This window comes from Chitinophagales bacterium (assembly GCA_041392475.1).
Taxonomy (GTDB): domain Bacteria; phylum Bacteroidota; class Bacteroidia; order Chitinophagales; family UBA2359; genus JAUHXA01.
Genome location: JAWKLZ010000003.1, coordinates 940,110 through 954,513, shown reverse-complemented (window position 1 = coordinate 954,513; position 14,404 = coordinate 940,110). Strand labels below are relative to the sequence as shown.

At 38.2% G+C, this 14,404-nt stretch carries 10 protein-coding genes; 5 read left to right on the top strand and 5 right to left on the bottom strand.

Annotation, left to right across the window (positions count from 1 at the left end; translation table 11 throughout):
• Positions 1-373 precede the first annotated feature (373 nt).
• Positions 374-1,132 (bottom strand): lysophospholipid acyltransferase family protein, encoded by a 759-nt coding sequence (locus R3E32_26585; protein MEZ4888324.1) that lies wholly within the window; start codon positions 1,130-1,132, stop codon positions 374-376.
• A 271-nt stretch (positions 1,133-1,403) separates the two neighbouring features.
• Between R3E32_26585 and aroC the strand changes: the two genes are divergently transcribed.
• Both aroC and R3E32_26575 read left to right on the top strand, forming a co-directional pair.
• Positions 1,404-2,498, top strand: a complete 1,095-nt coding sequence (aroC, locus tag R3E32_26580; GenBank protein MEZ4888323.1) for a chorismate synthase — start codon at positions 1,404-1,406, stop codon at positions 2,496-2,498.
• 323 nt (positions 2,499-2,821) lie between these two features.
• Positions 2,822-4,399: a hypothetical protein gene (locus tag R3E32_26575; protein ID MEZ4888322.1), complete on the top strand. Its 1,578-nt coding sequence runs from the start codon at positions 2,822-2,824 to the stop codon at positions 4,397-4,399.
• 229 nt (positions 4,400-4,628) lie between these two features.
• On the opposite strand, the gene R3E32_26570 is transcribed toward R3E32_26575, so the two are convergent.
• The 3 genes from R3E32_26570 to R3E32_26560 all read right to left on the bottom strand — a co-directional run bounded on the left by R3E32_26570 (position 4,629) and on the right by R3E32_26560 (position 8,818).
• Positions 4,629-5,216 carry a DUF697 domain-containing protein gene (locus R3E32_26570; protein MEZ4888321.1) on the bottom strand — a complete coding sequence of 196 codons (588 nt, stop codon included), beginning with the start codon at positions 5,214-5,216 and terminating at the stop codon, positions 4,629-4,631.
• 134 nt (positions 5,217-5,350) lie between these two features.
• Positions 5,351-7,768, bottom strand: coding sequence for a CotH kinase family protein (locus R3E32_26565; protein MEZ4888320.1), 2,418 nt, complete (start codon positions 7,766-7,768; stop codon positions 5,351-5,353).
• A 570-nt stretch (positions 7,769-8,338) separates the two neighbouring features.
• Entirely contained in the window at positions 8,339-8,818 is a 480-nt protein-coding gene (locus tag R3E32_26560; protein MEZ4888319.1) for a GNAT family N-acetyltransferase, read from the bottom strand.
• A 142-nt stretch (positions 8,819-8,960) separates the two neighbouring features.
• Here R3E32_26560 and R3E32_26555 point away from each other — a divergent pair, with 142 nt between their 5' ends.
• From R3E32_26555 to lepB, 3 genes are all read left to right on the top strand, one after another.
• A complete protein-coding gene (locus R3E32_26555) occupies positions 8,961-10,226 on the top strand; it encodes an aspartyl protease family protein (GenBank protein MEZ4888318.1) in 1,266 nt (421 codons plus the stop codon).
• A 222-nt stretch (positions 10,227-10,448) separates the two neighbouring features.
• Positions 10,449-12,521, top strand: coding sequence for a hypothetical protein (locus R3E32_26550; GenBank protein MEZ4888317.1), 2,073 nt, complete (start codon positions 10,449-10,451; stop codon positions 12,519-12,521).
• Between the two features lie 72 nt (positions 12,522-12,593).
• Positions 12,594-13,721, top strand: a complete 1,128-nt coding sequence (gene lepB, locus R3E32_26545) for a signal peptidase I (protein ID MEZ4888316.1) — start codon at positions 12,594-12,596, stop codon at positions 13,719-13,721.
• A 391-nt stretch (positions 13,722-14,112) separates the two neighbouring features.
• Here lepB and R3E32_26540 read toward each other — a convergent pair whose 3' ends face one another.
• Positions 14,113-14,358 (bottom strand): hypothetical protein, encoded by a 246-nt coding sequence (locus R3E32_26540; protein ID MEZ4888315.1) that lies wholly within the window; start codon positions 14,356-14,358, stop codon positions 14,113-14,115.
• Positions 14,359-14,404: the final 46 nt, after the last annotated feature.

Genomic DNA, 14,404 nt, shown 5'->3' with positions numbered 1-14,404 from the left:
TTGTTTCAGAACAACGGGGGCTGCTCCTTTTTTTTTGTTAGAAGGGGTGATGTTACTAATTTTGTTGTGGTAGATGTTGAGAGTTAATTGATTAGAAATATTTTTTTAACAAAAACCATGCTGCATGTTTTTATATTTTTTTTCTATGACTTATTCGTAACAGATACTATTGTTGATTATTTAATAATGAAATTGGGGAAATTTTACATTTTTTGATTGAACCCCCAATACACTCTAAAAATCATTCTGATACACATAAACCTTAATTATTTTTTTACTTGCTGCTTTTTCTTATTCCAAAGAAACAAATACAACAATTATCCAACACCCTTTACCCCCTCAACCTACTCTGTTTGGTATGGCTGTTGAATACTCAAAAACTTGATGGTTTGGAAAGAACTCCTCGGTTCTCCAACAAAACCCCTTCAATTACCTCAAAACTCTCTTTCTTCAATCGTTCAGTATCTTTAGATTGCAGCCCTTTTGTTTCGATCGGTTTGCCAAAAACACAGGTAATCGTAGCGGGATGTATGAGAAAATGATTGTTGGGAAAAACATCTCTTGTACCAAGAAAGGTAATCGGAACAACAGGGATTTGGAGGTCAATAGCGATACGAAATGCACCCGCATAAAAAGGATTGAGGAGAATTTCATTGGACCTATTGCGGGTTCCTTCGGGAAATACCAAAATAGAATTACCTCTTTTCACCCTTTCTTTAAGCTGCAATAGGCTTCGCTGACGACTTTCCATACTTTTTCTATCCACCATCACACAAAACTGTTTGAACAAATAACCCATAATTGGATACTTCCCTCCTTCCGCTTTCATCAATGGATGAAAAACACCTGGTACAACAGCAGCTACAACAAAAATATCGGCAATGGCTCTATGATTGGCAATATACACATAAGCTTTTTCGGAATCGACATACTCTTCATTGACCGAACGGTAGCGAATTCCCGTTAAAAAGCCCCATGTTCGCACCCAAAAACGATTGTAGCCCATAACCGTAGATGCAGCTTTTTGGCCAAACAAACCAAATCCAATGAAGTAAATAGGGATGGCAAAAAGGGCAAATATGCCAAAGATGAGAACGGCGTAAAAGGTATGTAAGTAACGCAATAATTTCATAAGTCATGAAAATAGAAATGAAAATAAAAGCAAAAAAACTTTGCGTTTTTTACTTCAATGGGAATTTCCATTTTGGTAAAGGGGTGAAAACTTAAGATTCAAACTACAAACTCCAACCTAAAAGTATAGTAAAGTTGAATTTGTTCGATTTCAAATTTAGTAAAATCGCTCAACTAAGGTTCAAATTTAACAAGAATTGAAGGATTCTCTTGGAAATAATCGAATTGATTAGGACTTTTACAGTGGTTATCAACAAAAGATAAGGTATAAAATGGCAGGAAATAGTTTTGGTACATTGTTTCGCATCAGCACATTTGGAGAATCGCATGGTGTGGGCTTAGGGGTGATCATTGACGGATGTCCTGCGGGATTGAAGATAGATATGGGTTTTATTCAGAGTGAGTTATCTCGTCGGCGGCCCGGGCAGTCGAAGATTGTGACCCAACGCAAGGAAGGGGATGAATTTGAACTGTTGTCGGGAGTTTTTGAAGGAAAAGCAACGGGTACACCGATTTGTATGGTTATCCGCAACGAAGACCAACGCTCAAAGGATTACAGTCATATCATGGATAAATACCGTCCTTCTCATGCTGATTTTACCTACGATGAAAAATACGGCTTTCGGGACTATCGGGGTGGTGGCCGTTCATCGGCAAGGGAAACGGCTGCAAGGGTTGCGGCTGGTGCGGTGGCAAAGTTATTATTGAAAGAATATGGAATTCAAGTAACAGGCTATGTGTCGCAAGTGGGTGCATTGAAGCTTGAAAAATCGTACAAAGAATTGGATTTCAATCAAATTGAAGCCAATCCTGTTCGCTGTGCGGATGCTGCAATGGCGGTGAAAATGGAGGATTTCATCAAGCAAGTTCGCAAGGAAGGCGATACGGTTGGAGGAGTGGTCAGTGCGGTAATTGAAGGAATGCCCACGGGGTTGGGTGCGCCTGTTTTTGACAAACTTCACGCAGATTTGGCAAAGGCAATGATGGGCATCAATGCTGCAAAAGGTTTTGAGTATGGTTCTGGTTTTGAAGGAGTTGAAATGCGGGGTTCACAACACAACGATGTTTTTGAAGTAGTGGACGGAAAAACAGTGACTAAAACCAATCATTCAGGTGGAATTCAAGGGGGGATTTCCAACGGTATGGACATTTATTTTCGGGTGGCTTTCAAGCCTGTGGCAACGATTGTTCGGGCGCAAGACTCAGTGGATAAGTCGGGGAATGCAGTGACAGTGACAGGAAAAGGACGACACGATCCTTGTGTCGTGCCTCGTGCAGTACCGATTGTGGAAGCAATGGCGGCTTTGGTCATTGCAGATCATTTGTTGAGAAATAAGAGTGTACGCTTGAATAATAGTGAAAATTGACGTGACTTTGAAAATAAAATGATGAATACAGCCGTTTTATAGCTGCCCTACAATGAAGAATTTACTTCAAAAAATGAAATACCTTTGGTCGTACTAAGGTAAATTGTTTTCATAGTTAGTTTTGTCCCCCGAAGTGTTTCACACTTTGGGGGTTTTATTTGAATTGTGTGGCTTTCACTAAACCTATTTCTGAATGTATTGTCAAAGGATTTATCAGAAATACCGTTTGTATATCCTTCAAAACAAATTCATTAGACAATCAGAAAACAATATATCTATCTATCTTCATTTTCAGTTTCAAATTTTCCTTATCTTTGCAAACTATGATAAAAATACATTTTACGTTTATATTTAGACTGCTCGCAATTTTCGCTTTAGTGAGTAGCAGTACCCTCTCTGCTCAAATTTTTGACCAAGGCAAATCCCATACTGCGGGTCCTAATGAAGGTGCAGCCACCTGTGTACGTTACAATTCGGATGGCAAGATCATGGCTGCGGGTACAGAAAAAGGTAAAATAACAGTGCGTTATCTGACCTATGTTCGACATACCCTTGCACGTACGATTCCAAAAATATTGAAGGGTCATGATTCACCCATTACAGATATTGAAATACATAGCAGCAATGATTTTTTAGTCAGTACAAGTCAAGATGGCACTTTGAAAATTTGGAATATCAAAGAACAAAAAGCTATTTTTACTACTTCCGCCAAACCGAGACCGACCAATCCAAACGATAAACCTTATTTTATTTTTGCACATTTTAGTACAATTAGCCCAAATACTTTGTTCTATGGCAGTTCTGACGGGCAGTTGTATCAAACTGATATTTTCAAAGGCGGGGTAATCGCCTCTGCCAATACTCAAAAAGAACATATGAGTAGTTTCACTTTTGCCAATGAAGATAGAAAAGTAGCAATAGGCAGTTTCAACAGTGTGAAGATATTGGATTGGAACACCAAAAAACTGGAGCGAGAACTCAAACCCTGCAATGGCAATGTAGTTTCAAGCGATTTTAGTCGTGACAATCAATTACTTGCTTGTATGTGCGACAATGGTTTGTTGACAATATGGGAAGTTGCCAGCGGTAAGCAACTAAAAAGTGTACAGGTCAATAAGAAAACGGGTAAAACAGAACTTGCCTTTTCTAATGACGGAAAATACTTGGTCGTAGGTGGAACAGATTCAAAAGCAGGTAAAATTCAACTGTGGGATGTGCCTACGTTATCCATAGTGGGCGAATTGGAAGGACATACAGGTGCTGTATTGAGTTTGGATTTTCGACCCGATAGCAAGCAGGTTGCAACAGCGGGTACAGATGCTCAGGTGATGACGTGGGATTATCGTGAAATCCATGAGCCTGAATTGACTATGGAAGAAGAAAAGCAAGATTCAACCGATTTTCCAGTTACCTCTATTGTTCCTGATATTCCTATTCCTCCTATCAGTACCCCTACACCTTCAAAGATTACGAGTAAAAATACAGACATTCCCAAAAAATTGGACTTAGACGAATTGAAGTTGACCTATACACACCGCAATATTCCCGATTCGCTAGGCCAAAGAAAGGTGACAACAGGTAAGAGAAGTTTTGTGAGACGAGAACAAATCGAAATTTCGGTATGGGATTCAGAAGAAATAGATGGTGATACCATTTCGCTTTACTTCAATGGCGAATGGTTGTTGAGAGAATATCCATTGAAGAAAAAGAAAATGAAAATCAATGTAGAAGTCAAGAAAAACGCAGACAACTACCTAATTTTATATGCCCACAACGAAGGCACTCGACCCCCTAATACAGCAGCTTTGCAGATATATGATGGAGGAAAAGAACGAAAAGTGGGTTTGAGTTCGGATATGAAAACCTGTGATGCTTTGAAGTTCGAGTTTTTGGAACACTAAGCAACTCCCATAATACAAGTTACTTGTATGACATAAAGACTTTTGTAGTTTTCAGTTTGATGGGGAGTCGACTTTCTTACTTCTGATATATTTTTAAATGAAACTACAAAAGTCGTCTAAATCAGGATTTACTGATTAAAATCAAAAGGGCTTGGTCGAAGAAGCATTATGTCGCTTTTTCCATTCGCTTCTTCTTTACCAAACCCTTCAATAATTTATACATTATATATTACAAAGAATCCAACAATTGATCGGTGAGATGGCTGAACTCTTCTTCTGTGATTTCGCCTTTGTCGAGTAATTCATTGAGACGCTTAAGTTCTTCAGTCACCTCATTGTTGATTTCATACATTTTGTAATCACCGCCATTTGATTTTTTGCGGGTTTCCTCGACATAGGCCATCCCTTTTTCCAACACTTCGTGGTAGAAATCTTGAAAAAGGTAAAAGTTGAAGTTTTGCATATTCCCGCCTTCTTCAAAATGGCGCACAAAAACTTCTCCAATCGCATAAGTGCTTGCTGCAGAAAAACCCGCCCGAACAAGACCACCTATCAATGTACCTATTCCAGGGATTGCCTTCACAAAAGAGGCCGCCAATTTGGGCATTGCCCCTCCTGCAACAGAAGTAAACAGCACCTTGTCTATGGATTTTTCATAAGAAACCCTATAAGCATCACATAATTCGCTAATCATATTAGCCTGTACCACACTCAAAACTGCTATATCTATCACAGGAATAGGAATCAATCCAGTTCCAATAGCAATATAGGTATGTTTTGAAATAATTTTTTGAGCCTGTTCTCTTTTACCTTGCATGGTTTTAACTAATTAAAAAAATTGCTGTAATATTTTTTTAACACACCAATCATATAGAATGTTGTATAAGGTGTGAGGCTTATCTTCAATTTTTATTAATCTATGAAAATCAGAAAGTTCATTTTCAAGAGAATCTAATCTCCCGACCAATAAAACCTTTCCATAGTAGGTGAAAATTCATTCCCCAGTTCATCTTTAACAAACAAAACCAAAACAAACGTGCGAACTCCTGATTCTTTCTGCGTTTCTGATATACTCCAGGCTATTTTATGGCTACCCTTAGAGTATTGGCGTTTGGTCAAATCTACTATTCGTTCACCTTTTATATTGTAAATAGTTGCTTTTACAAAAATTGGTTTTTCTGTACTAAATCCAAAGGTAGCAATATCGGTAAAAGGATTGGGATAAATAGTGTCAATTTTTACGCTTTTGACAAGCCCTATGTAGTTCGAAACAGTTGATAAACGATTGGGATACCCTGGAGTACTTCGATTCAAAATCGTTTGCTTTCCTTTTCCATCTTCTCTAAATCCATAGGACGCATTGGATAATACTTCTTTGAAAGAAAGTGTGTCAATCACTGCATAATTCAAAGATGAAGGCCCGAATATTCCCACTTGTTTGAGATTGGGGTCAAAATCGAATGGCGCATGGTCTGACCCTTCACTCGTTTTTCCATCCATCCATACCATCATAAACTCATTAGGCATCAATGTTTGAGAAGGCAAAGTCCACTTTCGAGTATTTCGGAAATCGTTGGTAAGAAAAAAATCGCCCAACCATATCGATTTCTCATCACCATTGTAGATTTCTATCCAAGACCCATATCCGCCTGCGGGATTTGCGACTACTGAATCATTGCTAGCCATCCATTCATTTATATACAATTTAGGCCCAATCCGCATTTGAATAGTTTTCGTTCCATCCTCAGGAAAGCGACTTATCAAACCTGTAACATCTACAGCTTCAATATAATATTCTACAGTTCGAGCATTTGGCTCTGGCATAAAACTTGTCGCAAAAATATCATCATTCGCTTCTTTATCATTACTTTGACCATTGTCATGCATCTCCAATATTTGCCAACTTGCATTGTTGCATTTATAATGAAGTGCAACAGTTGGTTTTTCTTTGGCCTCATCTTCAATAACGCTCAGTATTGTAAGTGACTCCGTGTTTCGAGGACGGGCAGGGTCATAATAAGCATCAAACACAATCGGGTTAATGTTCACCAAATCCAACTGTTCTACAATACTATTGTAGCGTTTTTCGATATATTCCTTCAATCCATATTTGACATGCCCCTCCAATGCCTTGTCATACGAAGCATTGAATTTTTGCAAGGTATAGCCATAATCTTCAGTTCGGTATTGATCCAATTTTGCAGCCTCTTGAATCATTGATTTTCTACAATCAATCGCTGCTCCTAAAGAAGCAGGATTTGCATATTTTTTCACCAGTTTACTCATATAATACGAAAATCGATTGTGAAAATCAGGTACTTTCAAAATCCGTTCATGTAATGGCACAAACTTATCTTTGGGAGTCCAAGCATACATATTCCTAATTGCCCAATCTTCAGAAAATTCATCAATGCCAAAAGTATTTTCAAACTGATGAGGAATGTATTCAAACTTATCTGTTCTTGGATTGTGGTATAAATAGTAATTTCCTATATTGTAAGAATATCCTTCCCAATTACCAATAAAAATATCCACCACCATTGTCCTTAAAAACATATCTACATCAAATACCCTTTCAATCGTTTCTTGAAATTCTTCATCAGAACTTAAATGAAGTCGATTGATAAAATTAGCCAAATCACTATAGTCATCTCTGCTTGCGTTGGTTTTCAAACGATAAACCCGTTTGCCATCTTGCACTGTTTTGTAGCGATTAGCTTCAACGCCTAAATAACCCAAACTCGCATTCGCACTAGCCTCATATAAATTCCCGTTTTTACTACCAAAATTATCCGCCAAAAACCGTTCATCTACCGATTCTACATTCAGATAAAGACCATAATACGCTCCATTGATATAAACTTGAACATGATTCGCCTTTGGAGTAGCAACATTCATTTCATTAAATAAATCCGCTGCCAATTTTGCACGCATCATGGTGGGATCCTTTTGTTGCCCTCTCAGTTTCAACCGGTTCAAACCATAAAAGTTACTTCCTTTGTTAAAACTATTGAAAACTACTTCAAAGGATTTCTTGGTGATATTGCGGTTAGAAGCACTCATTCCTTCCAATTTGAAGCCAACCCTACGAACCGTATCTCTTGTATCGTCTTTGCTATAAACAAACATTGCAGGATATTCTTTATTACTGGTGAGATCTTCAAATATTAGCTCCAAATCTGTTACCGACATGAACAAATCTATTCGTGCCAACGAATTATCAGCAAAAACAGGATTCTCTTTTTCATAAGTGTCTTGTTTACAATCACTAATTTTGTTGGAAATTGGATAAAACCAGTAAGCAGAAATACTGAATAGGCTTGCAAAAATCAATAAAGATACTATTAGTCTCAACGAGAAATGTTTCATTTTTTTGGGTTTTGTGTAAGTGTAAAACTGAAAGCAATCTTAATTTTGGGGTTTTGAGTTTGTAGTATTTACCTCCAAAATAAACATTTTTTGGAAATTGACGGGTAGATTTCGCACAGAGTTATGTTAAAGGATGGAATATAAAGGTGAGTATTTGTGGGCTTTTACCAACAAAAATAATACATATTTTGAGCCAAAAACAATGGAGAGAGGATAGCTTGCCCATTAAAAGAAATCGTTATGGGCAATGATATCTTTTTTGAGTTCTATTGGTCTTCTTCAAGAACCCTATAGTTTTTAGACTTTGGATGTATGGACAAAGACACAAGAAATAGGTATTTAATTAATTGATAATCAATGATTAAAAATTTTAATTATCGATTTTATATATCTCACATCTTGCTTCCTACTTCCTTCGTCCAAAGTCCAAATAGTTTACTCCTTTAAAAATGGGGAAAGCCAAAAGAATGTTGTGTAAAACAATAACATTAAATAAAATAAATATTTATAAAGCACTATTCAGAAGCATATTTCTCTAACTATCAAGAAATTTTCGCCACGCTACTGCAATTAAATATTGAGTTGTTCTATTTCCTTACTGGCTAATTTATTTTCCCAAAAATAAGAATTAAAAGAACGGTACATTTGAAAACCCAATCTAGGATACATGCTGTTAGCTACCTCATTTGTCTTTTGTGTTTCTACCAAAAGACCTGCCGAACGTGAATAAACAGACAACTCCTTTGCACGTGCAACCAACTTACGTGCAACCCCTTCCCCCCTAAAAGCTACTTTAACATATAGATCATTCAATATCCAAACCTTTCTCATTCGCAATGAAGAAAACAAAGGATATAGTTGAATAAACCCAGCGATTTCATTGGTATCTGCAACAGCAATGTAAATCTCGGAATCCTGTTTTTGAAGTCTTTCTGTCAAAAATTGGTTGCCAGCCTTGATATTGGAGGACATTCTATATGATTGACGATAATCATCAAACATAGGCACTAAATCATCTAAATGTAAGATAGTTGCTTTTAGGATTTGCATAGAACTAAATTGTTAAATTAAAATAAAATAAAAATCGGACACAACTTCACTGTCTGCAAAATTGTTCAATATTCGTTGGATTATACTAATATTTTAGTAAAAAATTCATTTCCTTCTTCATTCTACATAAAAAAAGGTGTTTATGAAAAAAATTATATACACAATATTTTGTTATTCTATCGGAATCCTATTGGCTTCCTATACTACTGTCAACAATGCTCAAACACCTACTTCTAAAACAGATGCAGACCAACATATTGGCTTCCGATTTACCGAGAAAGGTAGATCTGTCAAAATTCCCATCAAAACCTATCACAACCTCATTTTAATCCCTATTCGCATCAATCATTCGGCTGAAATGAATTTCATCTTAGATACAGGTGTTAAAACTACGATTTTCACAGAACCTGCACTTGCTCAATTTTTATCATTGGGAAAAACTCGAAAAATAAATATCATCGGGTTAGGTGAAGGCAATGCAATTGAAGCATCTGTAGCCTCCAACTTAGACATCTCTCTTCCAGGAGGAATTGAAGGAAAAGGCATGAGTATGGTCGTTCTTCCTGAAAACACCATTTCTTTTTCTTCAATGTTTGGGCAACCCGTCTATGGCATTATTGGCTACGAAATGTTCAAACAATTTGTCATTGAAATAGATTATTACAACAGTTACATTCGTTTACACAAACCCAATAAATACAGTACTCCAAAAGGTAGTACCGTTATTCCCATTCAAATCGAACTCACCAAACCATATATTGAAACGATGGTGGTAGCTGAAAATGGCACTGAAAAAACACGCTTGCTGATTGATACTGGCGCAAGCCAAGCAGTTTCGTTGTGGCATGGAGATGTGCAAATGCCTGTCAAAACCATTGATGCTTATTTGGGTCAGGGTTTGAGTGGCAACATTTTTGGAAGACTGGGACGTATCAAAGGTTTTAAGATTGGAGAGTTTTATTTTGAAGATGTTGTTGCAGCCTATCCCGAAGCTGAGTCTCTAAAAATGGTGAGCAATCCCGGTGCTTGGCAGGGCAATCTGGGTGCAGCTATTTTAAAGCGTTTCTCTGTGACTTTTGACTATGGCAACAGCCGTATCATTCTCCGTAAAAATGCCGATTTCAAAAAACCTTTCACTTACAATATCAGCGGTATAGAGTTAGTGGCTCAAGGACCTAATTACAAAGAATATGTTATCAATCATGTGCGAGAAGGTTCTCCTGCTAAGGAAGCAGGTGTAGCTGTAGGCGACATCTTGTTATCTGTAAACAACTTTAATACACTCGACTCCAATATTGGAGAAATATATGGCCGTATCAACCGAAAGGCGGGTAAAAAAGTGTGTTTGAAGATTTTGAGAGGTGGAGAAACATCAAAAATATGCATGAAAATTAAAGAGCAACTGTAGATTTCCACTATAAATTTGTGTGCTAATTGACCATAAATGGCTTATTTTTTGCAGCGAAAACAATGATAACTCTACTCCTATTCGATGCTTAAGTATCACTTCAAAATTACGTTTCTGATTTCAAAATTGATTGAATTTTACTGCAATAAGTCATTAAACTTGAGTCTGAATTTGTTTTTTGAGTTTTACTAATTATTATTTTTCACGCTCAAAACCAATGATTTGAAAACGCCATATTTTTCACTTCCCCTTTGTATTTGGTCAAAGTATGTATTGTTGTGCTTGTGTTTTTTGACCAGTTGCCAACAATTCAAAGAAAGCTCTTTTTTCGCCAAAATAAGCCCTCCTCTTCCCGCTACAATAGACACTGCTTCGCCAATAGATACTTCAATCATTCTCATTCAAAGAAAAGGCACACCAATGAACCAACTCATTGGAATGAACGCATTTATAGACGATCCAATCGGTAGAATGGAAGCAGTAGGTTTTGTGAGGGAATACCATTCATGGGTTTGGGACGAAGGCAATCACCAGAAAGATTATCAAGGTTTTCCAAACAACAAAATTGCATGGAATCCAGGAGCAGTTGAATGGAATTTTGACCTCTTTTACCACAATCTTCACCAACTCGGCATCACCATCAGCCCCGTGTTGCAGGGGAATGTACCGTGGTTGTTGCCGTCTAATTACTATGAGTTGATGAGCAAACCCATTGCAGAAAATGAAGATGCTGAAAATCCATCAGCTTATACCGAACATGCTGATTACCTATTTCAATTTGCAGCAAGGTATGGCGGCAATCGCCTTACGGATAAGTCATTGAAATTGAGGGCTGATCAAGAACGATTGACAGGTTTGGGATACATTCGTTATCTCGAAAACTGGAACGAATATGATGCTTGGTGGAAGGACAGAAAGGTGTTTTTTGAGCCAGCTGAATATGCTGCAATGGCCAGTGCGGACTACGATGCCCATCAAGGCAAATTGGGAAAAACCATGGGACTAAAAAATGCGGATGCCAACATGAAAATGGTCATGAGCGGCACTACGACTGCGGAATTGAAACACATTGAAGCATTGAAGGATTGGGCAGACAAAAATCGAAAGGGTGAATTGCCTTTTGATGTTATCAATGTTCACCATTATAGCAACGACAAAGGCGGACAATTCCACAAAAACTCCATTGGAGTCAGCCCTGAAGCGGACAAATTGAAGGAAAGGATGGAACGTTTGGTGGCCTATCGCAATCGTTTTTTTGCAGATAAAGAGATGTGGATTACAGAATTTGGTTACGATACGCATCCTCAATCACCTCAACGTGCGCCAAAAATCGCCAATTTTTCGCAAGAGGAAGTACAGGCGCAATGGTTGGTACGTTCTTATTTGGCAATTGCAGCAGCGGGGATTGACCGGGCGGCGATGTATATGCTTAGGGATGTGGACGAAAACAGTGCCGTTCAGTTTCAGACTTCGGGTTTGGTGAGCAGTAAACAGACGAATTATCAAGCCAAAACATCTTGGTTTTATGTTTATACACTCAAAAACCGTTTGAAGAACATGGCCTTTGAAAGAGAAATAAAAAGCGGCGATGCAAGGGTGATGGTCTATCGTTTCCAGCATCAAAGCGAACCTTCAAAAGCGGCATACTTGCTTTGGTGTCCTACGAGTGATGGGACAACGGTTGCGGATTTTTCTTTGCAACTTCAAAAAGAGGAACGTTTTGTGGATCTGGTGGAGTTGCAACATGGAGATAGGGACGGAACGGAGAAAACATTGCAGATGGATAAACTGGGGCAGGTGACGGTGAATGTAAGCGAAAGGCCTGTGATTGTTTTGGCTTCAAATAAAGATGATTTACCCAAAGATTATCAATTGGATAGACGGTTGGTATTGACTCCTTCAATGGTGAGCAATGCTTCAAAAAAGGGCGATGCTCAGTTGTTGGTGGACGAACAAAATTTGGTGGGGGAAGTGAGTTTTGGTAATGGAGGAAGTCCGACGACGGTTTTTCATGCGGGTTTTGCGCCAGATACCTATCCTGTTGATGTGGTTGTGAATTTGGGAAAACCCTACAATTTGACCAAAATTTATTTGCGAGATATGAACGGAAAGGGAGATTGTACGGTTTCGGCCATGCAGAATGGTGAATGGCAGCCTTTGTTTACCGACAATTTAGCGAACTTCAATGTGTGGAAAACACATATCGTAAAGGCGACTACTGCGACATTGCAGCTAAGGTTTCACTCTGGTAATGCCAATGTTTCTGAGATTGCAGTCTATGTGGAAGATATTTGACGCTTTTTAACAGTTTGATAGGAACATTTTACGTAATTTTGAAGTTCCTAAACAAAACATATATTCCAACAAATGACTGAACAAACCAATGGAAATACCTCTGCGGAGGATGCCAAAGTGAGAAAACCGAAATCAACCAAACGGGAAATCATTGAATTGTTGATTATTGCTTTGGTGATTGTGCCGCTTATCAACATTTTTTTACTTCAATCTTACGCCATTCCTACTTCTTCGATGGAATCGGAAATGCTCGTAGGAGATAAATTGTTTGTGAGCAAGATTCATTATGGCCCTCGTGTGCCGATGACTCCTGTGGCACTACCTTATGTTCACAATTCTATTTTTGGGATGCAATCCTATACTGAAGCGGTAAGTCTTCCTTACTACCGTTTGCCAGGCATTTCTACACTGACCAACAACAATATCGTAGTGTTTAACTATCCAGGTGACGATCCTGGTGGCTCACAAGATCATCCTGTGGATAAGCGTACAAATTATGTAAAACGCTGCGTGGCGATTGCAGGCGATTCCTTGAAGATTGTGGATGGGGAGGTCTATATCAACGGTAGTTTGTTGGAGCGTCCTGAAAGGTCACAGTTTATGTATCGAGTGGTGTTGGACAGTCCAGCAGGATTGAGCAAAAGGGTCAAAAAAGAATTGGGCATCAGAGAGATACAGTCAGACGGTAGTAATTCGGGCATTTATGCGATGCACCTCACTGATAAAGCTGCTGAGGAATTGAAGAAAATGAAGATTGTGGTAGATATCGAAAAAATAATTCACCCTAAAGGTCGAATTATTGAAGGACGAATATTTGGCAATGACACGACCAAAAACTGGAATCGTGACAATTATGGTCCGATTTATCTCCCTAAAGCAGGCGGGAAGGTGAAAATTACCCCTGAAAATCATACACTCTATGATAAGGCGATTAAGGTGTATGAAAACAATCCGTCTTACAAATTTGAGAATGGTCAGGCGTATATGAATGGCAGTCCAATAGAGGATTATGAGTTTAAGATGAATTATTATTTTATGATGGGTGACAACCGCCATCATTCTTTGGACTCTCGCTATTGGGGTTTTGTGCCTGAGGATCACATTGTCGGTAAGCCTGTTTTCGTGTGGCTTTCTACTGAATCAAATGGCACTTGGTCGGAGTGGATTCGTTGGGATAAGTCGTTCAGAACAGTGCATTGATGCTGCAATACAATAATCCGAAAGGTGGTAATGTTTAGAAGCATTACCGCCTTTTTTTTTGTAAAAAGCTTCTGTAATTTCATAAAAACCAAAAAGCCCTATCAGACATTAGACTGTTGATACGGCTTTGGTTTGTTTGTATTTAAAATGGGCAACGCTTTGTACTTGAAATTCAGGATTAATCTCTGTATCTAAAATGGGATGAATTCTATTGTATCTGAAATCTGGGTGAACGCTTTCTGTATTTGAACTCAGGATTAGTTTTGTATCTGAAATCTGGGTGAACGCTTTCTGTATTTGAACTCAGGATTAGTTTTGTATCTGAAATCTGGGTGAACGCTTTCTGTATTTGAACTCAGGATTAGTTTTGTATCTGAAATCTGGGTGAAATTTATTTATCTTTTTTGTTTTTATCCACATTTGCAATCGCTTCTGGACTTAAAATGTTGTTGTCAAAAATGCTCAGTTCCTCTTTTTCTACTGCTGGTTTCACTTCTTTTTGAGCTGCGACTTCAACCGTTGTCTGCTCTTTTTTTTGTTCGTCTGCATTGTTAGATGCCACTAAATCGTTTCCGTTTTGAGCGAATAGGGTGATACTGGCAAAAATCATTGTGATAGTAATGATGAAATGTCTCATGGCTTGGGGCTTTAATTTGTTCTTTATATTTTTAATGTGCTTGCAT